Source organism: Imperialibacter sp., assembly GCF_040222815.1.
Lineage (GTDB): Bacteria > Bacteroidota > Bacteroidia > Cytophagales > Cyclobacteriaceae > Imperialibacter.
The window spans coordinates 362,685-386,636 of sequence record NZ_JAVKCH010000057.1 but is presented as its reverse complement, the minus strand read 5'-3'; the positions used below and the strand labels follow the sequence as shown (position 1 = coordinate 386,636).

Annotated in this window: 20 protein-coding genes; 1 reads left to right on the top strand and 19 read right to left on the bottom strand. The window is 45.5% G+C overall.

The window, feature by feature from the left end; all coding sequences use genetic code 11:
- Positions 1-35: 35 nt before the first annotated feature.
- The 11 genes from purH to RIF36_RS27650 form a co-directional block, all read right to left on the bottom strand.
- On the bottom strand, positions 36-1,562 hold the full coding sequence (gene purH, locus RIF36_RS27700; protein ID WP_350121976.1) for a bifunctional phosphoribosylaminoimidazolecarboxamide formyltransferase/IMP cyclohydrolase: 1,527 nt from the start codon (positions 1,560-1,562) through the stop codon (positions 36-38).
- An 83-nt stretch (positions 1,563-1,645) separates the two neighbouring features.
- Entirely contained in the window at positions 1,646-2,215 is a 570-nt protein-coding gene (gene purN / locus RIF36_RS27695; protein ID WP_350121978.1) for a phosphoribosylglycinamide formyltransferase, read from the bottom strand.
- 5 nt (positions 2,216-2,220) lie between these two features.
- Positions 2,221-3,102: a geranylgeranylglycerol-phosphate geranylgeranyltransferase gene (locus RIF36_RS27690; protein ID WP_350121980.1), complete on the bottom strand. Its 882-nt coding sequence runs from the start codon at positions 3,100-3,102 to the stop codon at positions 2,221-2,223.
- A 48-nt stretch (positions 3,103-3,150) separates the two neighbouring features.
- Positions 3,151-3,954 carry a Rossmann-like and DUF2520 domain-containing protein gene (locus RIF36_RS27685; RefSeq protein ID WP_350121982.1) on the bottom strand — a complete coding sequence of 268 codons (804 nt, stop codon included), beginning with the start codon at positions 3,952-3,954 and terminating at the stop codon, positions 3,151-3,153.
- Complete coding sequence (locus RIF36_RS27680) at positions 3,954-5,246, bottom strand: aminotransferase class V-fold PLP-dependent enzyme (protein ID WP_350121984.1); 1,293 nt, start codon at positions 5,244-5,246, stop codon at positions 3,954-3,956. Before RIF36_RS27680 ends, RIF36_RS27685 begins: the two co-directional genes overlap by 1 nt.
- Positions 5,247-5,432: 186 nt before the next feature.
- The gene (locus RIF36_RS27675; protein WP_350072585.1) at positions 5,433-7,964 is read right to left on the bottom strand and encodes a heme lyase CcmF/NrfE family subunit; all 2,532 of its coding nucleotides are present in this window, start codon (positions 7,962-7,964) and stop codon (positions 5,433-5,435) included.
- A 13-nt stretch (positions 7,965-7,977) separates the two neighbouring features.
- On the bottom strand, positions 7,978-8,394 hold the full coding sequence (locus RIF36_RS27670) for a cytochrome c maturation protein CcmE domain-containing protein (protein ID WP_350072587.1): 417 nt from the start codon (positions 8,392-8,394) through the stop codon (positions 7,978-7,980).
- A 33-nt stretch (positions 8,395-8,427) separates the two neighbouring features.
- A complete protein-coding gene (locus RIF36_RS27665; protein WP_350072589.1) occupies positions 8,428-8,697 on the bottom strand; it encodes a CcmD family protein in 270 nt (89 codons plus the stop codon).
- Between the two features lies 1 nt (position 8,698).
- On the bottom strand, positions 8,699-9,358 hold the full coding sequence (ccsA, locus tag RIF36_RS27660) for a cytochrome c biogenesis protein CcsA (protein WP_350073777.1): 660 nt from the start codon (positions 9,356-9,358) through the stop codon (positions 8,699-8,701).
- A gap of 13 nt (positions 9,359-9,371) precedes the next feature.
- Entirely contained in the window at positions 9,372-10,040 is a 669-nt protein-coding gene (locus tag RIF36_RS27655; protein ID WP_350072591.1) for a heme exporter protein CcmB, read from the bottom strand.
- A gap of 180 nt (positions 10,041-10,220) precedes the next feature.
- Positions 10,221-13,022: a DUF7133 domain-containing protein gene (locus tag RIF36_RS27650; RefSeq protein ID WP_350149715.1), complete on the bottom strand. Its 2,802-nt coding sequence runs from the start codon at positions 13,020-13,022 to the stop codon at positions 10,221-10,223.
- A 224-nt stretch (positions 13,023-13,246) separates the two neighbouring features.
- On the opposite strand from RIF36_RS27650, the gene RIF36_RS27645 reads away from it, so the two are divergent.
- Positions 13,247-14,137, top strand: a complete 891-nt coding sequence (locus RIF36_RS27645) for a sugar phosphate isomerase/epimerase family protein (protein ID WP_350121988.1) — start codon at positions 13,247-13,249, stop codon at positions 14,135-14,137.
- Between the two features lie 275 nt (positions 14,138-14,412).
- Here the strand turns inward: RIF36_RS27645 and RIF36_RS27640 are convergent, their stop codons facing one another.
- The 8 genes from RIF36_RS27640 to RIF36_RS28450 all read right to left on the bottom strand — a co-directional run bounded on the left by RIF36_RS27640 (position 14,413) and on the right by RIF36_RS28450 (position 23,623).
- A complete protein-coding gene (locus RIF36_RS27640) occupies positions 14,413-14,781 on the bottom strand; it encodes a hypothetical protein (protein WP_350121990.1) in 369 nt (122 codons plus the stop codon).
- Between the two features lie 342 nt (positions 14,782-15,123).
- On the bottom strand, positions 15,124-17,784 hold the full coding sequence (locus RIF36_RS27635) for an ABC transporter permease (RefSeq protein WP_350121992.1): 2,661 nt from the start codon (positions 17,782-17,784) through the stop codon (positions 15,124-15,126).
- On the bottom strand, positions 17,781-18,113 hold the full coding sequence (locus tag RIF36_RS27630) for a PadR family transcriptional regulator (protein ID WP_350121994.1): 333 nt from the start codon (positions 18,111-18,113) through the stop codon (positions 17,781-17,783). Before RIF36_RS27630 ends, RIF36_RS27635 begins: the two co-directional genes overlap by 4 nt.
- A 217-nt stretch (positions 18,114-18,330) precedes the next feature.
- Positions 18,331-20,211: a polysaccharide biosynthesis protein gene (locus RIF36_RS27625; protein WP_350072602.1), complete on the bottom strand. Its 1,881-nt coding sequence runs from the start codon at positions 20,209-20,211 to the stop codon at positions 18,331-18,333.
- A gap of 60 nt (positions 20,212-20,271) precedes the next feature.
- Positions 20,272-20,901 (bottom strand): sugar transferase, encoded by a 630-nt coding sequence (locus RIF36_RS27620; protein WP_350072604.1) that lies wholly within the window; start codon positions 20,899-20,901, stop codon positions 20,272-20,274.
- A gap of 1 nt (position 20,902) precedes the next feature.
- Positions 20,903-22,117, bottom strand: a complete 1,215-nt coding sequence (locus tag RIF36_RS27615) for a DegT/DnrJ/EryC1/StrS family aminotransferase (RefSeq protein ID WP_350121996.1) — start codon at positions 22,115-22,117, stop codon at positions 20,903-20,905.
- On the bottom strand, positions 22,114-22,959 hold the full coding sequence (locus RIF36_RS27610; RefSeq protein WP_350121998.1) for a sulfotransferase family protein: 846 nt from the start codon (positions 22,957-22,959) through the stop codon (positions 22,114-22,116). The genes RIF36_RS27615 and RIF36_RS27610 overlap by 4 nt, the downstream gene beginning before the upstream one ends.
- A complete protein-coding gene (locus tag RIF36_RS28450; RefSeq protein WP_502880865.1) occupies positions 22,934-23,623 on the bottom strand; it encodes a glycosyltransferase in 690 nt (229 codons plus the stop codon). The genes RIF36_RS27610 and RIF36_RS28450 overlap by 26 nt, the downstream gene beginning before the upstream one ends.
- Positions 23,624-23,952 lie beyond the last annotated feature (329 nt).

Below are 23,952 nucleotides of genomic sequence, written 5' to 3'. Positions count from 1 at the left end.
TTGAGACTAATAATCTCGTTGTGTTTTAATATTAATCAATGTTTGAAATGGCGATACCCGGTAAACACCATAGATAGGCCATGTTGGTCGCAATAATCGATCGACGCCTGGTCTTTGATAGAACCACCTGGCTGAATTACCGATACAATGCCAGCCTTGTCCGCAATCTCTACACAGTCGGGAAAAGGAAAGAAAGCATCAGACGCCATAACTGCACCCTTTAGGTCAAAGCCAAAACTTCTGGCCTTTTCAATGGCCTGGTTCAGTGAATCAACTCTGGATGTTTGTCCAACACCACTCGCCAATAGTTGATTGCCTTTGGCGAGTACAATAGTATTAGATTTGGTGTGCTTGGCCAGCTTGCTGGCAAACAGCAACGCATCAATTTGCTCACCAGTGGGCTCGGCCTTTGTCACCACCTTAAGGTCTTTTTTGCCATCGGTATGCAGGTCACGATCCTGCACAAGCACGCCATTCAAAATGGTTTTCGCCTGCTTGGTTGTGTCGATCCCAGCCTTTTGCTTCATTATGATTCTGTTCTTCTTTGATTTAAGCAGCTCTAAAGCAGCCTCATCATAAGACGGGGCAATCAGCACCTCAAAAAACAGCTTGTTTAGTTCCTCTGCCGTTTCCAGGTCAATTTTTTTATTGGTTGCCAGCACGCCGCCAAAGGCAGAAACAGTGTCGGCTTCAAATGCTTTGAGATAGGCCTCTTTCACAGTTGAAGCCACAGCCACGCCACAAGCATTGGTATGTTTGATGATGATAAAGGCCGTTTCTTTCGGGAATTCCTCCACAAGTGAAACAGCTGCATCAATGTCCACGAGGTTGTTGTATGAAAGCTCTTTGCCATTGAGCTGATCAAACATTTTGGCCATGTCGCCATAGAAAACGCCCTTTTGGTGAGGGTTTTCGCCGTAGCGAAGGGTGGTTGCTTCGTCCTCGGCCATTCGCAACGATGGAATTTCGTCGTCCTGATTGAAGTAGTTGAATATGGCCGTATCATAGCCCGAGCTTATTCTGAAGGCATGGGCAGCAAATTTCTTTCTGTCAGTTTCGGAGGTCTCACCCTTCTTCTCTTCAAGCAGGGTGCTCAAGTTTGGATAAAGGTCTCTCGATGCCACTATGGTGACGTCGTGGAAATTTTTGGCCGCCGCCCTGATGAGCGAAATGCCTCCAATATCAATTTTTTCTATGATTTCCTCTGAGGTTCCCCCCGCTGCCACTGTTTCTTCAAATGGGTACAGGTCAACAATGACTAAATCTATAGATGGAATTTCAAATTTTCCGGCCTCTTCAATATCAGAATAGTTGCCTCGGCGGTAGAGAATGCCGCCAAATATTTTTGGATGGAGCGTTTTCACCCTGCCCCCGAAGATTGACGGGTAGGCTGTAAGCGACTCAACTGGTGTCACTTTTATGCCAAGCTTTTCAATGAATGATTGGGTGCCTCCGGTGGAGTATAACTTTACACCCAGCGAGTGAAGTTGGCGGATAATTGGCTCAAGTCCATCCTTGTAATAAACTGATATTAAAGCAGAAGTGATTTTTTTTTGGCTCATTTACGGTTAGGAAAATTAAGGTGCAAAGCTAATAAAATTTGCCTGCGTGAGGCATTGTTAGGTTGAAAAAAACCCTGTGTTTTTTACTGAATCACCTGATCGTGTATTACTTGAGGAAAATAGGCGTATTCAAGCTGATGAATTTTGGCAGCCAGGCTTTGCGGCGTTTCGTCCTTTTCAATATCGCATGATGCCTGGAAGAGGATTTTGCCTTCATCATATTTTTCATTCACCAAATGGATAGTAATGCCGCTGTCCTTTTCACCTGCCTGAATTACGGCCTGGTGAACTCTGTCGCCATACATGCCTTTGCCACCGAACTTGGGCAGCAGTGCCGGGTGTATGTTGATAATTTTGTCAGGGAAAGCTTTAATGAGATTGTCAGGAATAAGCCAAAGGAATCCAGCTAGAACCACCCAGTCAACGCTGTGAGCTTTTAGTACTTCCAGCACATTATTGTTTTCGTAAAAGTCAGGTCTCGAAAAAACATGAGAAGGAATTCCCAGTTTTTTGGCTCGGTCAAGCGCTCCTGCATCCTTTTTATTTGACAGGATGAGCTCAACGGCTACGTCGCTGCTACCTTTGAAGTGGTTGACAATGTTTTCTGCGTTTGTTCCACTTCCGGAGGCAAATATGGCCAGGTTCTTTTTCATGATTTTTAATTGGCGGCAAAGAAAGCCATACTGATGATACCACTCAATATAAATAGCTTACAAAAGGTACTTAGGTTGGCAAATTTGTCTTTGGTATCTGCTCTCAAAAAGTAGATGATGAAGAGAGAAGCTGGAATGATCATCACCATGAAGTAGGTATTGAGTATTTCGTTTTTTGCCTTGAAAACGAAGTAGAATATGCTCGCAACGAAGACAATGAGCAGCAAAAACACAAACTGCTTTGTTTTGCGAATGCCCCACACGATGGGAAGCGTCTTACAGCCGAAAGTTTCGTCGCCTTTCAGGTCTTCCATGTCTTTGATAATTTCCCTTACCAGCGTAATGCCAAAGGCAAAATAGGCGTAGGTAAAGATCAGCCAATTTTTTTCTCCAAAGAAAACCGCCACCACTAGCACCGACACGCCAGTGAGTAATGCAATGCTGAAGTTACCAACAAAGGGAAGTCGCTTGAGTTGGTTGGAATAGAGCCACAATGTGAACGCAGAGAAACAGTGGATGAGCCCGATCCAGGGAGACAGGAAAAAGCCGATGAGTATGCCTGCCAGGTTAAGCCCCAGCTGCCAAATCATGGCAATTCTGCGCTTTAGAATCCTGCCTACGATCACCCGCTCGGGCTTGTTGATGTAGTCGATTTTTACGTCGTAGTAATCGTTGATGATGTAGCCAGCCGCAGCAAGCATGAGTGTGGAGCTGGTGAGCCAGAACAAGCCCGTGTGAGTGAAAATTGCCCATAAACCGTGAGTGGAGGTCGTAAGAAAGAGGGCCGTCATGTATTGAGTGAGGGCAATAATAAGAAGGTTAGGAAACCTTGTCAGCCTAAAAAGACCGGTGAATGAGAAATTCCTGGGCCGGGACGACTTTGCCATTTCCTCCAATTAAGGTTCAAAGAAAGTGCAGAACCACTGGATTTCAAACTACACGTCCGACTCATATTTGCTGTCGATGATTTCCTGAGAAATCATGCGGTACATTCTTTGCAGCGATTCGTCATCGGCTAGAAGTAAGGTCTGAGCATCGATAGTAGCGAAATCTTCTCTTGCTGCCGGGCCGGTTTGCGCATTTTCAGGCCCGATTTCAAAAGCTTTTCGAATAGTTTCCACCACAAGAGGTTTCAGTATATCCAGAGAAATGTCGTCTTTTTCAAGCACCCGCTCGGCCGACCTCAGCATAAAGTTGGTAAAGTTGCTGGCAAACACGGCCGCCACGTGCAGGTTCTTCCTTTCTTCCTCTTCCATGAACACCGGCTCTGAGCCAAGAGATGCCACTACACGGTTAAGGATTTCCAGTGTGTAATCGTTGGAGCCTTCTATAATAATCGGAAGCTGCGAAAAGCTGATAGCTGCGCCATGGCTAAAGCTCTGAAGCGGCCATAATACACCAAAGTTTTCGGCGGCAGTCACCTCTAGTATGCTCATGGGTGTGGCGCCCGATGTGTGAACAACGATGGCCTCGTCGGGAAGCACAATTTCGGTGGCCACCTGCTCTATGGCTTCGTCGGGCACGGCGATAACGAAGAAGTTGCAGTCGCTGTCGGAAAAATCGAGGCTATTGACCAGCTGACTTGAATAGAGGTTATAGGCCAGCTTCTCCGCTGATTTTTGAGAAGGGTTGAAAATTTCGGCAATCCGGTGACCGCCTTTTTCCAGGGCCATGGCCAGTTGCGTGCCCAGCCTGCCCGAACCGATAAGAGCTACTCTGAAGGAAAATCGTTCTGCCATTAACTGTCCGCTATTTTGTGTATTGCGGCAGCTAATTTATCTAATTCACTGGTAAGTGTATACACGTGTGGCGTTACTCTTACTCCTTTGATGTTTTCCCACACAATGCCCACCACGTGGATTTTGTAGTCGTTGAACAGACGGGTAGCGATTTCGCCGGGCTCTTTGCCCTCGACGGCGAAGTTGCCAAGGGCACAGCTAAAGTCGGGTTTGAGAGAAATGTTGAGTTTGACTTTCGGGTGGTCTTTTACCTTTTCGCACCAATAATTTTTGAGGTACCGCAGCCTTTCTTCTTTTCTTTTTGGGCCTATGGCATTGTGAAAGTCAATGGCCTGACCAATGGCCTGCTCTGGCGCAAAGGAGCGGGTACCAAGCGATTCAAACTTGCGAATATTATCACCCCTGGGGTTATCGTTAGTGAAAATAGGCCAGATTTCAGTGATGCGCTCTTTTCGCAGGTAGAGCATGCCGGTGCCAAACGGGGCGCAGAGCCATTTGTGGAGGCTGGTGCCGTAGGCATCACAGCCAAAGTCGGGTACCTTGAAATCCATATGGGCAAATGTGTGGGCGCCGTCCACCAGCGAGAAGATATTTCTTTTTTTCGCCTCTTCGCAAAGTCTCTTCACGGGCATGATCTGCCCGTTCCAGTTGATCATGTGGGTGATGTGAAAGACTTTGGTTTTCGGTGTTACGGCATCGGTAAATGCTTTAACAATGTAGTCGGCATTTTCGGTTGGCATATCGAGGTTGAGCCATACCAGCTTAATGCCGTCTCTAAGCTCACGCTGCTTCCAGGCATTGATCATGTTGGGATAGTCCTGCTTTGTTAGGATTACTTCGTCGCCTTTTTTCAGGTCCATGCCATAGATCACCGTATCCAGTGCTTCGGTGGCATTCCGGTTAATGGCGACTTCTTCAGGACTGCAACCCGCTAAACTTGCCAGTTTTTCACGTAAAGGCTCACGACCCTGGTCGAGAATGCCCCACATATAGTAAGAGGGAGCTTCATTGCTGAGGTGATAGTAGCGATCGTTGGCTTCCTGCACCACTTTGGGCTGGGGGCTTACACCGCCATTGTTGAGATTGATGATGGAGGGAGATACAGTATATGCCTGGCGCACTGCTGCCCAGGAGAGTTCGTCTTCGGCGGCGGTAATGGGGTCGAGCGATTGCAGGGATTTCAATCCATCCGCCACTTCGAAAGAGGCAGCTTTTGCAGCCATGCCCGACAAAGACAAGGCCCCGGCTGCGGCACTCATTTGCCTGAAAAAAGATCTTCTGGATGCCTTCATAGGTCGATTGATTGTTCGCCTATGAAGGTAGTAAAATTGACTTGATTGTTGAACGACTTTACTTGAGTGGCCTGCTAAAACCTTCCGGGGGTTCACTTTTGCCGTAATGTTTCCTAAAGTTTAAGAACGGCCCCTATAGGCCCGGAGACCCTTGAAGGGTTACTAAATTAAAAGTAATTGAGTGGTTTATTCCTCCTGCCCCTTGTCTCTCATTTTGATAAACTCGACGTAGCGCCTGCGAATAGCCATGGCGAAACCTAGCACCATCACAAGTGTGCCAGTCCAAAGTATGTTGATGTAAGGCTTAACTACTGCCTCCAGAATGACCCACTCTTTTTGTGTGGTGTTGATGCCAAAAGTGAAGCTATTGCTTTCAGGATGCACGTTAACGAAAGTAATTTTTGCACCCACATCATTTACCTCCTCTGGTATCAGGCCGATCATTCTGTCCTTGATCAGATAAATAGGCTCCACGATATAGTCTTCATCACTTCCACTGATAACGATTCTCGCCTTGATTGCTACGTCTTCCGGCCCCAATGTCACTTGTGGAATTTCCGTTATTCTTTCAATGCCCTGCACCCTGGCCACGAAGTCGTTCACAAAAAAAGTCTCTCCAACCTTTACAGTCACTTCTTCCGTTTCGCTCCACTCTGTTTCAGATTCAGGATCCGGGAAGGTTCTTACGTGGGTATATAAATCGGAGGTGAGCGTTCTTTTTATGTCCGGAGAATAAACTTGTCCCATGGATTCGTTCATCTGGAGCCTGGGATACAAATTAAAAGTCTGCCCGTTCTTTTTTGAGTATTCTATTTCAAAGAAAATGTTTTCCGGGTTGTCAATCTCCAGCGTATCTCCTTCGGAGAAGTATTTCTTTCCCTTCCACGTAATGTCCTTTCTTGCTACCACTTTGTGCTTATCTCCAAAGGCCTCGATGGCGCTGGTGCTCACGTAGCCAGGAAAGCCTTCTATCTCTTTTCTGATCCCTTTGTAGTTCAACGAATAGTCGCCCATTTGCATGGCTTCATGTTGAAAAAGCAATAGGTTATCTGTGTTCATTTCTTCAGGGAAATCTTTGTGCCAAACCATTCCGGTGTTATTGATAGAAATGATTTTTGAATAGCCAGAGGAGAAGAGAACACCTACAAGCATCATTGCAATGCCAATATGCGCCACGGCACCACCTGCCAGCTTCGCATTTGATTTAAGCAGCAAAAAGAGAATTTTTCCATTGGCAACAATGGAATAGATGCCGGCGGTGAGCAAAAGGATGTAGGCCGGTTCAGTGACTTTAGCCACGACGATAATAATTCCGGAAGCCAGTAAAGAGATAACTGCGGGATAAAAGAGGGATTCTTTGAGCTTTTGTTTGTCCACTTTTTTCCACCAGAAAAACTGCCCTGTTCCCGATAGCAGAGCCAAAATCACAGCAAGCCAAATTTGCCACTTGCTGTAGAAAGCGACCTGATCAACTGGAGGTGCTACGTTGGATATGCCGCCAAACAATTCGACGATAGCATTCCACACAGGGATGGATGTAGGTATGATTACCTGAAAGGCCATTACACAAAGAGTGGCTGCCCCCATGAAGATCCAGAATTCCCTGGAGTACGTGGATACTTCCTCATCAGAAGTTGGGATCTTGCCCCACGTTTTGGCTAAAAGCCAAATAGACAGTGCTGCAAAAGTTATCAGATAGACCAGGAGCTGGCCAGAAAGACCGAGATCAGTAAACGAATGAACAGACGAGTCTCCAAGTATGCCAGAGCGGGTAAGGAAGGTGGCATATAGCACCAAAATGAAAGTAGTAATGGACAGCACCATGGCAGCCTTCAGTGCGTTGTTGCTTTTCTTGAAGGTGATCATCGTGTGGATAGCTGCTACCAGCACCAACCAAGGCACGTAGATGGCATTCTCCACGGGATCCCAGTTCCAATAGCCACCAAAATTGAGCGTTTCATACGCCCAATAGGCACCCATCAAAATGCCAACGCCAAGTGTTACCGCTGAAAACAGCGCCCAGGGCAGTGCGGGTCTGATCCACTCTTTGTATTTCCCTATCCAAAGCCCAGCCATGCAATACACAAAAGGGATGATAGTAGTGGCAAACCCAAGGAACAAAGTTGGGGGGTGAATGACCATCCAGTAGTTCTGAAGGAGAGGGTTAAGGCCAGAGCCATCTTTGGGGACGAAGTCTGGGTTGAGCTGAAAAATAGGCGCATTCATTGCCTCCCGCAGCAAGATGAACGGAGAGCTTCCAAATTTGACATTGAAAATAACGACCCCGAGGATCATTGAAAGAAGAAATGCCTGCACAGCTGCGAAAACAGCCATGATGGGTGCTTCCCAAAACTTGTTGGTGTTGATAAGGATCGCCCCAAGAATAACATGCCAGAATGCCCATAGCAGGAAAGAGCCTTCCTGGCCGTTCCAGAATGTGGCAATCTGATAGTATACCGGAAGCTCAGCAGAGGAGTGGCTCCAGGCATAGTGGTACTCGAAATAGTGGCTGTTGATAATGTAGAAGAGTGATGCAACAACACCAAAAACAGAAGCACCGTGAATGTAAAAGGCGATGCGTGCGTAGCTGAGCCACGAGGGCCTTGCAATTTCGTCGGAACGCTGGGCTTTCCAATATGAAAATGCGCTGATGAGAACAGAAACAAACGCTGTGATCACTAAAAAGTGACCTAAATTACCAACAAAGGTATGTATCATCTACTTTTCGGGCTTATCTGACCTCTCCAACTTTTATTTCATTCTCCTGATATTTTGAAGGGCACTTCATCAGGATTTTGTCGGCAACGAACATGTTCTTTTTGTATGAACCAACAACCACTACCTGCTCCGACCTCAGAAAGTCCATAGGCATGGGCTCGTTATAAATTACTTCTTGCTCAAGGTTGTTTTGATCAACCATGATGAAGGAAAAAGAAAGCATATCGGGGCTGGTTTGGATACCCACTGGCTGCCCTTGCTGGTCTTTTTTCAGGGCACCTACTACGTGGATCATGCCCGAGTTCCCTTTTGCAGCCAGTTCCTGTGCTTCTCCAAAGCTCACATAGGTGCTTGCGTCACCTGCTGTGGAAACAATAACCATGACAGCCACGGCTATGATAATGATTCCGAATATGTGCGACTTTTTCATTGACTCTCTTTTTATATTTCAACTACCTAAACCTTATTTTCTGTGCAGAAATTCCTCCACCTTTTTTTCCAGCCCCGCCACTTTCATGTCCATTCTTACCACGTAGAAGGTAAATCCTCCCAATAGGGCCACCATTACTGCTACTACCACATAGATTTTCCCTTCAGCCCGGAAGCCGTCTGCCATTTCAACAGATTGATTGGCATAATCGTTTTCATCTATTTTATGTTTTTCCTGTGCCCAGAGGCTGGTTGAAAAAAACATGCCTGTGGTAAACAGTGCTATGGAAAGTGTATGCTTCATTTTATTGCTCTGTAACATGTTGAACTAATCTCATTCTGATCCTGATGGTGGCGATCCAAAAACCTATAAGCGACCAGCCTATAACGGCAGTGTAAAACACTTTCCTCAGTTTGCTATCCAGGTCATAGGCATTGAAACCTGGGTTGCCGCCGTTGCCGGGGTGCAGTGAGTCGGTAAGCCGGGGAAGGATAAACAAAAGAGGGATTAAAATGGCAAAGGCAAATATGTTGTAAACCGCACTGATCCTTGCCTTTGTGTTTTCGTCCTCTATCGATCCTCTAAGTATAAAATAGGCGAAATAGATAAGGATGCCGATGGCGGAAGCGTTTTGCTTGGGGTCGTTGCTCCAGGGCTCTCCCCAGGTAAAATTGGCCCAAATCATGCCAGTTACAATGCCCATCACGCCAAATGCTACACCAACGTTGGCAAACTCTAAACTATAGATATCGTTTTTGGGGCTGGGGCTGGAAAGGTTCTTGATGGCGTAAACTACCGAGGCCAGCAAAAGCAAAATCATGCCGAACCACATGGGTACATGAAAGTGCAGCACCCTGATGGTTTCATTCAGAATCACCAGCCGGGGAACGTCAAAAAGAAGACCTGCACACACTACATAGAGCATGAGCACAACTGCCAGGATTTTCCACCACCATTTTCTTATCAATTTATCCATATCAGCTTTTCCAGAGAAAAGGAAACAACACATAGCCCAACGCAATTCCAATGCAATCTACGGCCGCCAGCGTAATTAGTTCGTCTGATGTGTCGGGCCAAGTTAGGTCATCAATAGCATTCTTTACAGCTTTAATTGACAGCAGGAGAATGGGTATGAGCAAGGGCAGACTCAAAATGGCCATAAGTACAGTATTGTTACCAGCTTTTGAAGCAATGGCTGACATCATCGTGAGCACCGATGAGATGCCTATGGAAGCAAGCGCCACCACTGAGGCGAACATCAGTGTGTTGATGACCGGATAGCCCAAAACCGTTCCGTATACTACCACGGCAATCACCGCCAGTACCACCATGAGCAAGCTGTTGTAAACCATTTTTGCCATAATCAGGCTTATCGGATGCACCGAAATATAGTAGTATAACTGCCTGCCGGGAGACTCCTGAAGGAAGCTTTTGGCAATGGCATTGATGGCGGAGAAAAGGATGATGATCCAAAAGAGGGCATTCCACAAATGGTCGGGAAGTCCGGCCTGATTTTTAACTCGCAGACTCAGGTAGATAATAAAAATGGTGCTGACAGTAAATAGCAGTAGGCCGTTGAAAGCATACTTTTGCCTCCATTCAAGGGTTACCTCTTTGAGGAACAGATATTTTACTTCAGTCCACATATTTTTTGGTGGCGCAAAGTTACATCAGAAAAAAGTGTTTTGGTAGCAAAACGCAGTTAAAGAGCGCTGATTTGAAGCATCAACAGGCACCATAAAAAAGTTGAGGGAAGCAATTTGATTGCCTCCCTCAACTGTCAAATCCGAAAAACTTTTTGGTAAAGAGAAGATCTGTTGATCTATCTACTCCATAAACCCATAAAGCTTCATCTCCCGCATGGTCCAGGTGACCTCAAAGTCGACGGGGCGCCCACGGAATTCTCCATGCACGATAGAATCGGATTTTGTTAAAGTCAAGCGCAAAAATTTCGTTTCTACCGGAGCTATTCTGATAGCCATTGCAGCATTGTCACCCTCCGCCTTCTCCAGTAATTTTGTCCATTTTTTGCCATCCATCGACACCTCCAGGTCATACTCTTTTGGATAGGTATGGATAGGAGGAGGTGATCCTGGCCGCCAGCCTCTGCTTATTGGTGGCGAGGTGAAATGAATTTCAGTAATAGTGGCAGGTTTAGGCAATTGCACCTGGTACCACATGCCCGCCTGTTGGGTAATGCCTGTTGTCCAGCCTTCAAAGTTAAAGGCACCCTTCGCCGATGCTGTGCTTCCCTTTCTGGTGTTGGCAGTATGGCTGGCTGTCATTTTCCAGCTGTCTGTTGGTGTTAAAACTTTGGGAACTGAAGCCAACAGCTCTGGATAAGTGTAAGACTTAGTTTGCCCTGCAGTGTTTGCCCGAACCCTGGCCACATCTTCGGCGGTCACTAGTGAAGATTCGTTCTCAAAATTGGCCCTGATAAACGAGGCTGCCGCAGCGATCCACTCATCGTCATTGTTGCCCATTGGGGCCATCATGATGCCTGTGTACGAAGTGCCTTCGATATCTCCTGTGAGGCCGTGCAGCAGAGTCTTAATCACATAGTCCGGGTGGCCCTTTACTCGCTTTGAAGCGGCCAGCGATGGTGCCATTAACTTGCCTTGCCCGCCAGGAGCTCCGAGCCCCAGCGTACCATGGCAGGTAGCACACAGGCTGTTGTATATATCGGCACCTTTTTCAAGCAGCACCTGCTCTTTTTCCGAATAGTTGGGGTTGTTGCGCCCAAAGAATGAATTAACTACGACTGGTTCCAGTACCTGCTGCGCCACAAGCTGCATGCCAGCTGTTTGATCTGCGGCCATTATTGCCTTCACTGCCTCTTCCGTTCCCGGAATTTTGAGAAGCCTCCCCGTCATCATCGCCCGCATTTTCACCATGGTGTCCTCATCGTTCATCATACGTACGTAGTCAGCACCCAGGGAAGTGTCACCAGCCTTATAAAGTGTTTCGCCCACCCACATGGCTTGAATGCGCATACGTGGATTGGAATCTTTCATCATTTCCCTGACAAGACCAGCATCTAGTGCACCGATACCTTCAAGTATCCACAAAGCGTGAAAACGAGCCAAAAGGTTGTCACTTGTCTTAGCCATCTTAACTAACTCAGGAGCTACCGATTTATCCTGGCGTTGCACCAGCACCTGCTGAGCCATGTCTCTCCACCAACCATTAGGGTGACTGAGGTACGCCAGAAGTTCCGACGATTTTTGGTCGTACATCTTTGGCTTTGTCTTATCCCTTTCCATTCCCTCATAAGAAAGCCTCCAGATTCTGCCGAGACCAACTACTTTATCAAGTTGATACTGCTCTATTTTCGCTCTCAGGTAAGAGCCCACCGGCGTCCATTCTCCTTCCTGAATAATGCCATGGTACATATCGGTGATGTACATGGTGCCGTCGGGGGCGGTGGTCATATCAACCGGGCGGAAAAGCGGATCGGTGGAGCGAATAAATTCTGATTTTTGATCTTGAAAAACGTTGTGAAGTGTTGTTAGCCCTTCGTTAACTACAGGATTGATCTGTCTGACAATTCTTGCTACGGGCTCTCCATAGAAATATTGACCGTAAAGCTCTTTTGGTAGTCTGTCGCCCCTGTACACGTCGTTGCCAGCTGCACCCGTCACTCTGTTCAAGGTTCCCTCGGGCATTCTCACCGCTCCCATGCCTCCTTGCATATCGGCTATCTTTACGGGTGCTCCCCAGGGCACATCGAAACCCTCTGCGTAGTTCACGTCTTTTACGATATAGTCGCCATAATGAATTGGGAATTGAAAGGACATGGGTAAACCGTTAGACCCGCCCTGAAACCAAAGCTTGCCGTCATCATCATGCGAAATTCCCCACTGGGCGTGGTTGGAGCCTGTGGCTTCTCTGATGACACCATTTGGCGTCCACCTGACTCTGAATGGGTTCACTGTGCTATACAGCCAGTTGTCCATGCCCCAGTACAAAAAGGCCTGCTGATGTTCCACATTGCCGGGTCGGCCAAAATTATCTGTAAAGAAATCCTTTTTGTCTGCCTTCCCGTCATTGTCGGTGTCAGTAAACATGTATACGTTGTCGGTATTGGACTCCATCGTCAGCACACTATTGGGACCAAAGGCCAGAACAAATCTTGGGAAAACGAGACTGTCGACAAATGTTCCCCCGGTTTCATATATGCCATCGTTGTCTTTGTCTTCCCAGCGGGAAATGGCGCTGACTGGCTCCAGGGTGCCTTCAGAGTCTGCTGTGAGCATGTAGGTGCGTAATTCCAGCACGTACATTCTTCCGTTGCCATCAAAAGTAATGGCACCCGGTTGCTGAATTTGTGGTTCGGATAAAACAGGCTCCAGGCTGTAGCCGGGCTGTAGCAGAAACTTCTCCTTTTCACCAGTTACCGACAATGGAATCACCGGTTTCTTTGGCTCAAGGTCAATCCCCTGCCAATAGGCATTGGTGGTGTCGGCCCCTTCAGGAAGACTCACCATGGGAAGGTTGACAGTGTCCTGCGGAGTGCTAAGCCGTGGAGTCTGATCAAATTTATTGCTCGGGTCGGAGCATGAAGCAATAGAAATAATTACAAAGAAAGCGATCGCCATGGATCGCCATGGACGTTGTGTAGTTTTCATAGGATAAAATCAATATAGATATGCCGTTGAAAATTAACCAATGTCAAAGTGTATTCCCATTAGGTAGCATTTCATTGGTTGGTTTTCTTGCATAATACCACCCTATTGTGATACAAATGGAGTTCCTGGTAAGACCGTTTGGTGCAACTCCTGGTGGAAAACGTGTTGTACATTCCTTAAATTAAGGCTAATATGAACATGTGAATCACCCTAAATCAAAAAACATGAAAAAGACAATAACCCGTTTCTCTGAAAGAACGATTTTGTTGCTGCTGCTGGCTCTTTTGGCAGGCTCTCCGGCGATAATGGCTCAGGAAATTGGCATTCAGATGGGTAGCATGAGAGAACTCATGAAAGTAGATGTGGAAAAGACGCTGGCTCGTCTACAAGAGCTGGGCGTCAAAGAGCTTGAAGGAGGCACTCCACGTGGCATTGATAAAGAGGCCTATAAAAAGCTACTCGAAAAATACGGGCTCAAAGTAGTAGCAGTTGGTAGCAACTTCGATGCACTGCAAAAACCAGATGAGCTTCAGGCAATCATCAATAATGCGAAGTTTTACAATGCTAAATTTGTGCTCTGCTACTGGATTCCCCATACTGAGGAAAAGATGACTCTTGAGGAGATGAAGAAGGGGGTGGAGGTGTTCAACGCAGCAGGCAAGACGCTTAAAGAAAACGGATTGACCTTCGCCTACCATGCGCATGGCTATGAATTTGTCGACTACGAGGGAGGCAAAGGCACCTTGTATGAATACTTCATGGACAACACCAACCCCGATTATGTCACCGTTCAAATGGACGTGTTTTGGATGCGTAATCCAGGACAAGACCCTGCTGCGTTGCTGAGAAAATACCCGACTCGCTTTACTTCGCTGCATTTGAAGGACAGGAAGCCAGGCAGCAAAGACAACCTGCAGGGCCGTCAGGATCCTGAAACCAACGTAGTGCTGGGCCAGGGCGATGTTGGCATTGCCGAGGCCATGGAAGCTGCTATGGAGATAGGTATCAATCATTACTTTATTGAGGATGAGTCGTCCAGAGCCCTAGAGCAGGTGCCTCAAAGCCTCGACTACCTGGCTTCGCTGAAGACGAAAAAGGGTAAGAAAAAGAAATAGACAGTCATGAGAAGAGCCATGTTTTCATTGGCACTTTTGTGTGTGTTCAATGTCGTCAAAAAAACAAAATTTGGTTTTTTGAGACAGACTTCTAGCCGTACCATCTTGGAATTCCCCGGAGGCCAACCCTCCGGGGTTTAAACTTTAAAGTCATGTACATTGAAGTAATTTCACGGGCATGTCAAATACCAAACCCCGACCCCTTTCTTTGCTTGTCCCAATGGGCGAGCAAGAACTTGCCAAGCAGGTGGAGCATGCTAAACCGCTCTGCCACGTCATACTTCCTTCTCATTGATTTCCATCCATTCACTGATTCCTTCGTATTCCGCCCATTGACGGATCAAGACTAGCTTCTTATGATACACTTCTTTGTGGATCCACCAGTACAATGAAAAGTAGTCGGGCCCAAACTCCCAATAGTCATAGACAAAGTTTCCCTTGCCTAGCAATGATTCAATCTTGCGGGTCAACTCTGGCACAAATTCACCTTCTTCCATTATTTCATATCCCAACTCAATAAGTTCATCGGGCGTCATATCCTTTCGGTAGCTAAGAAATGCATCACCTGCGTAGAAATGCGACTTTACCTGGTTATGGAAGTAAAAGGCCTGGTAAATATGTGTGTCTTTCCGGTCATTTTTCATGGCCTTATAGTCTTGCTCTGTCACTTTTTACTCGTGCCATTAGTAGGAATCAGACAGGTAATATTCCAAAAATATTGCTTTTGTCGGCAATCAGGATGAATTTACCAAAGTATCGCATCAATTGAATAGTTAAAACACGGTATTTCTCTGTCTGCGGAGTGCTATAACGGATTTGACGTCCCGCTTTTCAAATGCCATAAGTAACCTCCTGCTTGCAGGGGCTTAATGTTCGTTGAGATCACTGTCGACCTCCCCTCTCGCCGTCTTAGCAAGCCAGGACAAGAAGCGTAAACAAAGAAGGAGCTATCTGCGCCCCTTCTTTGTTTATCAAATATTCAGAATCTATTCAGTCCTCAGCGACCTGGCCGGGTTCATCGAGGCCGCTTTTACCGACTGAAAACTTACGGTAATCAAAGCGATAACGGCAGCCGTCAGACCCGCAACAGCGAATATCCACCATCTTATGCCCACCTGATAGGCAAAGCTTTCCAGCCAACGGGTCATCGCATACCAGGCAAGGGGTGTAGCAATCAGCATTGAAATCAGCACCAGCTTCATAAAATCAGCTGACAGCAATGAAACAATTTGACCGAATGAGGCACCGAGCACCCGCCTTATTCCAATCTCCTTGATTCGTCGCTCTGCTGTCCAGGCCGCAAGGGCAAAAAGCCCCAGGCAGGCAATGAATATGGCCAGCATGGCAAATACTCCGAATACTTTCCCAAACCTGACATCAGCCTGGTATTGCCTGTTAAACGAGTCATCCAGAAAACTATAAAGGAAGGGTCGGTGAGGGGCTAGCGATGCCCATTTCTGTTCCACCTCCCTGATGGTAGCGGGCAAATCATTCGGAGCGACCTGTAGCGTAAGGTAGCTCATACTATATCTCGGTTCCAGTCGGAGGGTCAGTGGTTCAACTTTATTGTGTAAAGAGACGTAGTTAAAATCCTTGACTACTCCGATTATTCTGCCTTCTTTCCCCCACTGAGAAAACTTTTTCCCCAGAGCATCTTCTGGGTTGGTATAACCCCAAAGTCTTGCTGCTGCTTCATTGATCACCATCGAGTTGGCAGTGTCGGCTGGAAAATCTCTTGAATAGGCACGGCCTGCTACAACGTCAATGTCAAAATGGGGGATGAAGTCGAAGTCAACTTCGTAAAGATCAGGAGCCTGACTTTGCATTTCGCCCGCAGCAGTTTCAATTAGCGTGGTTGCCTTAGGAAAATGGCCGCCCGGGACTGTTCGAGATGCTGCGGCGGAGATAATCGAGGGATGTTTCTCGAACTCATTCTTGATCATCTCTAGTCGCTCTTGCACCTTACCGTCGTAGTCAAAATTAATCACCAGCATTTGCTCCTGATTGAAGCCGGTGTCTATAGATCGGAGGTGCTCGAGCTGAGAGAAGACTACAACAGTGCCTGCGATCAATGCAATTGACAGAGTGAACTGAAAAACTACCAGCCCTTTTCTCAATGCAGCCCCCTGGAAAGAGGCCTTAAGAATCCCCTTGAGCACCTGCGAGGGTCGAAAGCTTGACAAAACCATGGCGGGATAAAAGCCGGCAAAGAAACCCGAAACGATTGTTGCCGCAAGCAGCGCCGTCAACACTTTTGGCGCCAGGATCAGCTCATAGCTTAGTTGCTTACCTGTAAGCGCCTGGAATGAAGGTAGTAAGAGTAATGCAATTGCCAGGGACAGCACTCCAGCCAATAAAGAAAGCAGTACGGCTTCAGTAAGAAACTGTGCTCTAAGTACCCCCTGTTGAGCCCCTGCCACTTTGCGAACACCCACTTCCTTGGCCCGTGTCATTGACCTCGCTGTGCTTAAGTTCATGAAATTAATGCAGGCAATAAATAGTATGAACACGGCAATTGCTGAGAAGATATAGATATTGGACAGGTTGCCGGTTACACCTGGTTGCCGTTTGGCCTTAGAATAGAGGTAGGCCTTACTCAATGGTTCAATCATGACGTTGTAGCTCCAGTCGGTCACATGCCTTCTTGTAAAGGCATGCATTTTGGCTTGTAGAAGTGCTATATCAAAGCCCTCTGGCACCACAAAATAAGTGTAGGAGTCCACATAACCCCAAGCAGTGAACACACCAGGTCTCGACTTTTTGAACATACTCATCGGCAAAAGCACGTCGAAAGTAAAGTGAGAGTTGTGAGGAATGTCTGCCAGAATACCAGTTACCATGCAGGTTGATCGTTCATTAATGCGTCCTGCGATAGCATCCACTTCAATGGTTTGACCCAATGGATCTTCATCTCCAAAGTATTTTTGCGCCGTCGATTCTGTCAGCACAACACTGTTGGGTTGTGCAAGGGCTGTTTCAGGGTCGCCCGCTACGAACTTCCAACTGAATACATCAAATACAGTAGAATCAACGATAAAGATGTTTGGCTCATTAAAAATATTATCTCCCTTTCGCAGCACCGTACTGGCTCTTCCAGAAAACCGTACCACCTGCTCCACTTCTGGAAACTCTGCTTTCAGCGCAGTGGCAACAGGAGCATTGCCCCACACCGAATAGTCAGCTGGGTTGTTGCTGGTGGAGACAGTATCAGCCAAGTTGCCTGAATTATGCAGTAGTCGGTATATGCGGTGAGCCTTGCCGTGGTACTGATCATACGAGAGCTCATCGAGTACATACATAGCGATAAAAATGCAGCAGGCAAAGCCTATGGCCAAACCGGAGACGTTCGTGAAGCTAAAGAGCTTGTTTTTCAGCAGCACTCTCCAGGCCACTAGTAAATGATACTTGAGCATGATTTGATAGTTTAGTCCTTTTGTAAAATTGTTGCGCATCAGGATGCCGGGACGGAAAAAGCGAATAGCATTCCACACCAGCCTTCTCTTAGCTTTATTCTTGTTGTGTTTGAGTAAGTCTCTGTTGTATCGATAAATAAGGTCACCCTCTATCTCTTCATAGAGATACTCTGGGCAGATGAGTTGAAGGAACCTCCGCACCCAATTGGGGATTATCTGATCCTGTTCCCTCACTCCGCTGCGATTTTAAGCTCGGGCACCATGTTCCAAAGTTTCAGCCTGCTGTCCTTGATGTTTCTGAGCATGGCCATACCGGCGCTGGTGATGGTGAAAATTCTCTTTTTGCGCCCACCACGCATGCTGGTGCCACCGCCAAGCTCCGATTTGATAAAGCCTTTGTCTTCCAGCCTGTACAGGGTAACATGCACTGCACTCAGGTTGACTTCCCGTGCTAGTTTCGATTCTATCTCTTCTGTGATGGCCGCCCCATAAGCATCGTCTTTCAAAGCGGCAACGAGTGTGAGGATCAGCTCCTCAAACTCGCCTATGTGTTCTTTGCTCATATACTTACAAAAGTATATGCTTATATTTTGTAAAGCAAATTAGTAAAACAACACGAAAAAGAAAACCCCGCTCAATAGCGTGTACAATAGCAAAGAACTACGGGCTTTCCACGGCTTGAAAAAGCCCTGGGCTAAAAGAATAATTAAAACTGTAAAGCAACAAGCTCCCAGAAACAGAATGGCAACCTGGAAAGCCGAACGGCCGTCTGTCAGAGCATTAGGGTGTATACGATGGGATTATTTCTTTATATGCTGCTTTGATTTTGACGGTATCTCCAGTTTGTGCAACTTTTTCAAGCATCGAAACCATGGTTTCGATGCCTCGAGGGTGAACATTTTTCTTAGCGGAAAATATTTTTCCATGCACTGTGGCTTCAAGTGTTTCCTGCGATGTAAGCAATTCCTCAAACATCTTTTCCCCAGGTCTAACTCCTGAAAATACAATTTTTATATCCTGATCAGGAATTAGGCCAGAAAGTGATATCAAGTCTCTCGCCATATCCAATATTTTCACGGGCTTGCCCATGTCTAAAATAAATAGTGAGCCATTCTTATTCATTGCGCCCGCCTGCAAAACTAACTGGCTGGCTTCCGGTATAGTCATAAAATATCTAACCATTTCAGGGTGAGTAATGGTAATAGGCCCACCGTTTTTAATTTGCTCCTTGAATATCGGGATCACACTTCCCCTGCTTCCAAGCACATTTCCAAACCTAACCGAAACAAAATATTGATCCTTTTCAGCTTTTGAAGACGCTAGCGAAACAAGGTGCTCGCTCACCCTTTTTGACGCTCCCATAACTGAGGTTGGATTTACAGCCTTATCTGTCGAAATATTGACGAAATATTTAACACTATACTTAAGTGCAAGTTCAGTCAGGTTCTTGGTGCCAATAACATTGTTGAAGACAGATTGAGCCGGGTTGTCTTCCATAAAAGGAACATGCTTATGAGCTGCAGCATGGAAAATCACCTCTGGCCTGTATTCATCAAACAGCTTTTCCAGAGTGTCTCTGTCTCGCACATCGGCAATTTTAACATCAAATTTTTGGAACCCCCTTTTATCCCTCAACTCAATACTGATCAAATGTAAGCTGCTTTCCCCTCTCCCTACCAATAGGATGGTGTCGGGATCAAACCTGGTAAGCTGGCGAACAATCTCGGAACCGATGGAGCCACCCGCACCCGTAACCATTACCCTTTTTTGCTTCAAATAAGCAGATATTTTGGTGCCATCTAGTTGCACCGGCTCCCTCCTCAGCAAATCTTCCAATTCGACATTCCTAAGAAAGTTAATATTTACCCTTCCGCTTATGAGATCATTTAACCTTGGGATTGTTCTGTGTGGTATGTTGGCCAGTTGAGCGTACTCGACGATTTTTCGTATTGTGTCTCCTGTAGCATTGGGCATGGCTATAATGAGCTCGTCAATGTTCTCTTCATCAATAATTTCACTCATCTCCTCGATCTGCCCAAGAACAGGAACCCCCAAAAAACGTTGGTTACTTTTAGTCGGATCATCGTCCAGAAACGCCACAGGAAGGAACCCTTCTTTCGGGTTTCTAAGCATTTCTCTCGCAACCATTGTTCCCACGTCTCCTGCACCGGCAATCAGCACCCTTTTCCTTCGTGGGAAATTTCTTTTGGAAACGAAGTTTTTGAAGTAATATCTAAAAAGAATCCTTATGCCACCAAGACTCAAAAGCATTAGTGCGGACTCAATAAATGGGATCGAGTATGGAACAACAAAATTTGGCCGTAAAACAAAAACAAGCACCCAAGCAAAAAATCCAACTACTACATCCGCTTTTACTAGTGAATAAAAATCCGAGAGGCCTACATTTTGCCATGACTGTTTGTACAATTTGAAATGCCAAACTGATGCAGCCTTGACGAAGAATAACAATGAAGAGTAAACAAATAGGGACTCAGCCAACCTTTGGATATCTCCCTCAAGACGCAAAACAAAACTAACTACGGTGAGAGTTGTCCAAAGCAGGACATCAATCATGAATTTGATTATCGATTTATTGCCTATTATGAAACTATGACTACTTGTCATTTCGCTTAGTTTTCCCAAATGTCTGACCTCCTTCACTGATGCCTTTTGTTATCAAAGTCTGCCTGGTGTAAATAGTGCTAAATTGAAAAAAAAGCGTCAATGAATAGTTGCCCCCCGGCTGGTACCCTTTCCACCTGATCTTGATAATAATTTCCTCAATGTTAGATAGATTATATAAAAATAATTTCTTACTGACGGGTTCTCTATGTAAAATTGATTGAGGCTGATTTTATGTGGTAAAATTTCTTTGATATAGAGCGAGTCAGGATCAGAAGCTAGACTTAAAACGTCATTTTCATCTTTATAGAATATTGAGGCCATATCGGTAACTCCTGGCCGGATGAGAAGAATCTTCTTCTGATCTTCTGTGTAATGTTCAACATATCTTCGAACTTCCGGTCTCGGCCCAACGAGGCTCATATCCCCTTTGAAAACATTGATCAATTGAGGAACCTCATCTATTTTATATCTCCTCAAAAATAACCCAAATTTTGTTATCCTACTGTCATTTGCCCCAATCGTCAAAAGACCATTTTTGTCAGCACCACTCCTCATAGTTCTGAGTTTATATAAAGTAAACTCCTGCCCCCCCCTACCTACTCTTTTCTGAAGGTAAAAAACCGATCCAGAAGAGTCGGCAACAATTAGCGCAGCAAAAAGTAAAAAAGCGGGAAGAAATAATATCATTCCCAAAATGGATATCGTTAAATCTAGCAACCTAATCATTTCAGCGCAGAACGTTTGAAACGGCAGTAACTAAACAGTTGGTTACATACTCAATATGCTCATCAAGAAGTTGAGGATAAATCGGGAGTGATATCTCATTGGCGTAGAGATTGTAGCTCACTTCAAACTCACAAATATCATAAGCCTGTTCTTTAAAAATAGTAAGTAAAGGGAGCGGTATAAAATGAACGTTCACCCCAATGCCAGCTTGTGTCATCTCTTCAATAATTAAATCTCTTTGAGCTTCATTTGCTCCCTTAATGCGAATTGGGTACAAGTGATAACTTGACTCAGTGCTTCCATGTCTCAAGGGAGGAAGAATTGCCCAGCTATGCTTGGAAAAGATTTCCTGATACATATTTGCTATGCTTCTTCTTCGAGGTAGAAGAGTACTTGCATATTTTCTTAGTTGAGCAACTCCAATTGCTGCACATATGTCTGGCATGTTCATTTTGAAGCCAGGATACACAATGTCGTACTTCCACCCTCCCGCTTGCAACTTAGTAAATGCGTCTTTTGTTTGCCCATTAAGGCTCCAAAGCCTCAATGTTTTATAGACGTCGCCGTTGTCAAATGGCTCTGGGAGATTTAAGCACAATGCTCCTCCTTCAGCTGTCGTAATGTTTTTTACTGCATGAAATGAAAAAACACTGATATCGGGCAACGCTCCAACGGGCTTTCCTTTGTAAACTGCCCCAAGAGAATGGGCTGAGTCGCTTAGAATAAGAACTCGACCCAGCTTCTTTTGTGGGTCTGATGTGGGGTTAAAATATTTTTCGGAAGCATTTCTTACAATTTCGATTATTTGGCCGTAATCGCATGGCCAGCCGGCTATGTCCACTGGAATGATTGCTTTGGTCCTGCTGGTGATCGCAGCTTTCATCTTTGCAGGATTAAGGGTAAAGTCGCTCTTAACATCTACCATGATGGGGGTCGCTCCAATATGCTTTACTGCCAAAGCCGTAGCACAGTAAGTATACGCAGGAATAATAACTTCATCACCTCTTCCCACTCCGAACCAATGAAGGGCCAGCATTAGCGCTGAAGTTGCTGAATTGACAGCTACAGCAGAATCACACTGATTGAACTTTGCGATGAGATCTTCTAACTCCTTTACTTTGGGGCCAGTAGTTATCCAACCTGATCTTAGCGTATCAGTTACTTCAGTTATTGTGTCTTCATCAATAAATGGTGGCGAAAAGGGAATATTCATCATAAGCTGTCAATTTTTTTCATCGTCGACTCAACAATTGGTAAAATTACAATTAACTGTTCTTCGAGAAAATTGGATTTGCCTCTCCCCACGTGGTCACTTGTTATCAAATCTTTTTCGGTTGGCATAATAGAGAATTGCGGGTCTATAAATTTAAAGATACGCTCGAGCACAGCTTCAGAGTTGTAAACAAGGTCTTCATATTTAATTTCGATAAGCCGTCCGGAATCTATTGATTCCCGGGCCTCAAGCATTTTACCAACACAATATGTCCATTGTTGCGCAACTATTTGATCTATCGATTTAAATTGAAGATCTTTCGACATTCCTGGGAAGTTGACTCCCCAAAAGAAATCATTTTTCCTCTTAATGAGATTTCTCTTCAAAAACTTCATTCCGTAGTTAATTAACAAAGAAGGAGGCGTATTTCTCATCTTTTGGAGAAGGTATTTGCTGTCAAGAGGGGCCTTCCATTGTCGGATTACTGACTCGCAGACGTCAATTCCGTTTCGATACAGAAATATATACTTTGCGCCAGGGTAATTCCTCCGCAGGAATGGGATTCTGATGGTATTCGAAACCGATTTCTCAATCAAGTAATCTCCTTTCTTGGCATATCTCTCCAAATATTCGTGTATCCGATGCTTATTCTTAGCAGAATAGTTAGCAGGACTTAATTCGTCATGCTCTAACGACTCGTTTCCCCACCTCCAGACAAAGTTTATGTCGTATGGGACTTTACTAATGCCTGGATGCTGGGCAAGCACGTCCCTCAACATTTTTGTGCCTGAGCGGGCCGCTCCGATAAGAAAAACAAGATTACTCCCTTCTTTTGATAACTTCATCTATACATTGTAAATAATTCTGTGCTATAATTGATGGTCTAAAGTTGCCATCGTGCGTAGCCCGACAATTTTTTGATATCTGCCTTACTAATCCTGGGTCTTCTACAAGCGACACTATATAGCGCTCCATTTCATCAATATCGCCGTTCAGAACGCTTTTTCCCAACCCATGTTCTGCAATCAATAGTGCAATCTCAGAACTGTTGCCTCCTTCATAAATTACTGGCTTGCCAGCTGCAATGGAACTATAGAACTTACTTGGTACCATGAGGCCCTCATAGCCACTTTTTAAGGAAATAAAGTGCGCTAAAGACTCCTGGGAAACTTCTTGAAACTTGTCGTCAGGTAGGTAGTCGATCAACGAAACGTTAACAGGAGACTGGTCAGCAATAAAGTTTTCTATTAGACTTCTGTGTGCGCCTTTTCCAACAAACAAAAAATGAAGGCTCGACAGCCTCGCTAGTCTTTTCGAAACACCAAGAATTGTCTCGAACTCATGGGCCACACCCATGTTGCCCGAATAGAGTATTATCGATTTTCCCTCCAGCCCAATGTCAGACTTAATGCCAGTATTTACTACTGTATCGGGGCTGTAGGTTGAAACGTTGTGAATCAGTTGGATTCTTTTCTCATTCACACCCTTCCTGACTAATAGGCTTTGCATACACCGACCAATTACGATTACCTCTTCAGCTTTCTTAAGTGCTCTTAGGCCAAGAAAATTAAGCAGCTTATAAACCGGCCCCGTGCGTCTAAGCTTTCCCATGACCACCAGCAATTCAGGTTGAAAGTCCATTATGTGAACAACATAGGGAATTCTGACCAATCTTGAACAAAAAGCCCCCAAAATGTAAAATAGAGGGGGTTGCGTGTAAAAAATATTGACTTTAGGCCTGCTCCATAAAATTTTGATGGGTGTCAGCAAGAAGTAAGTTAAATGGGAGACTAACTTATATTTCCTCAGAAATGGAATCGTCCAAACATATTGAATGT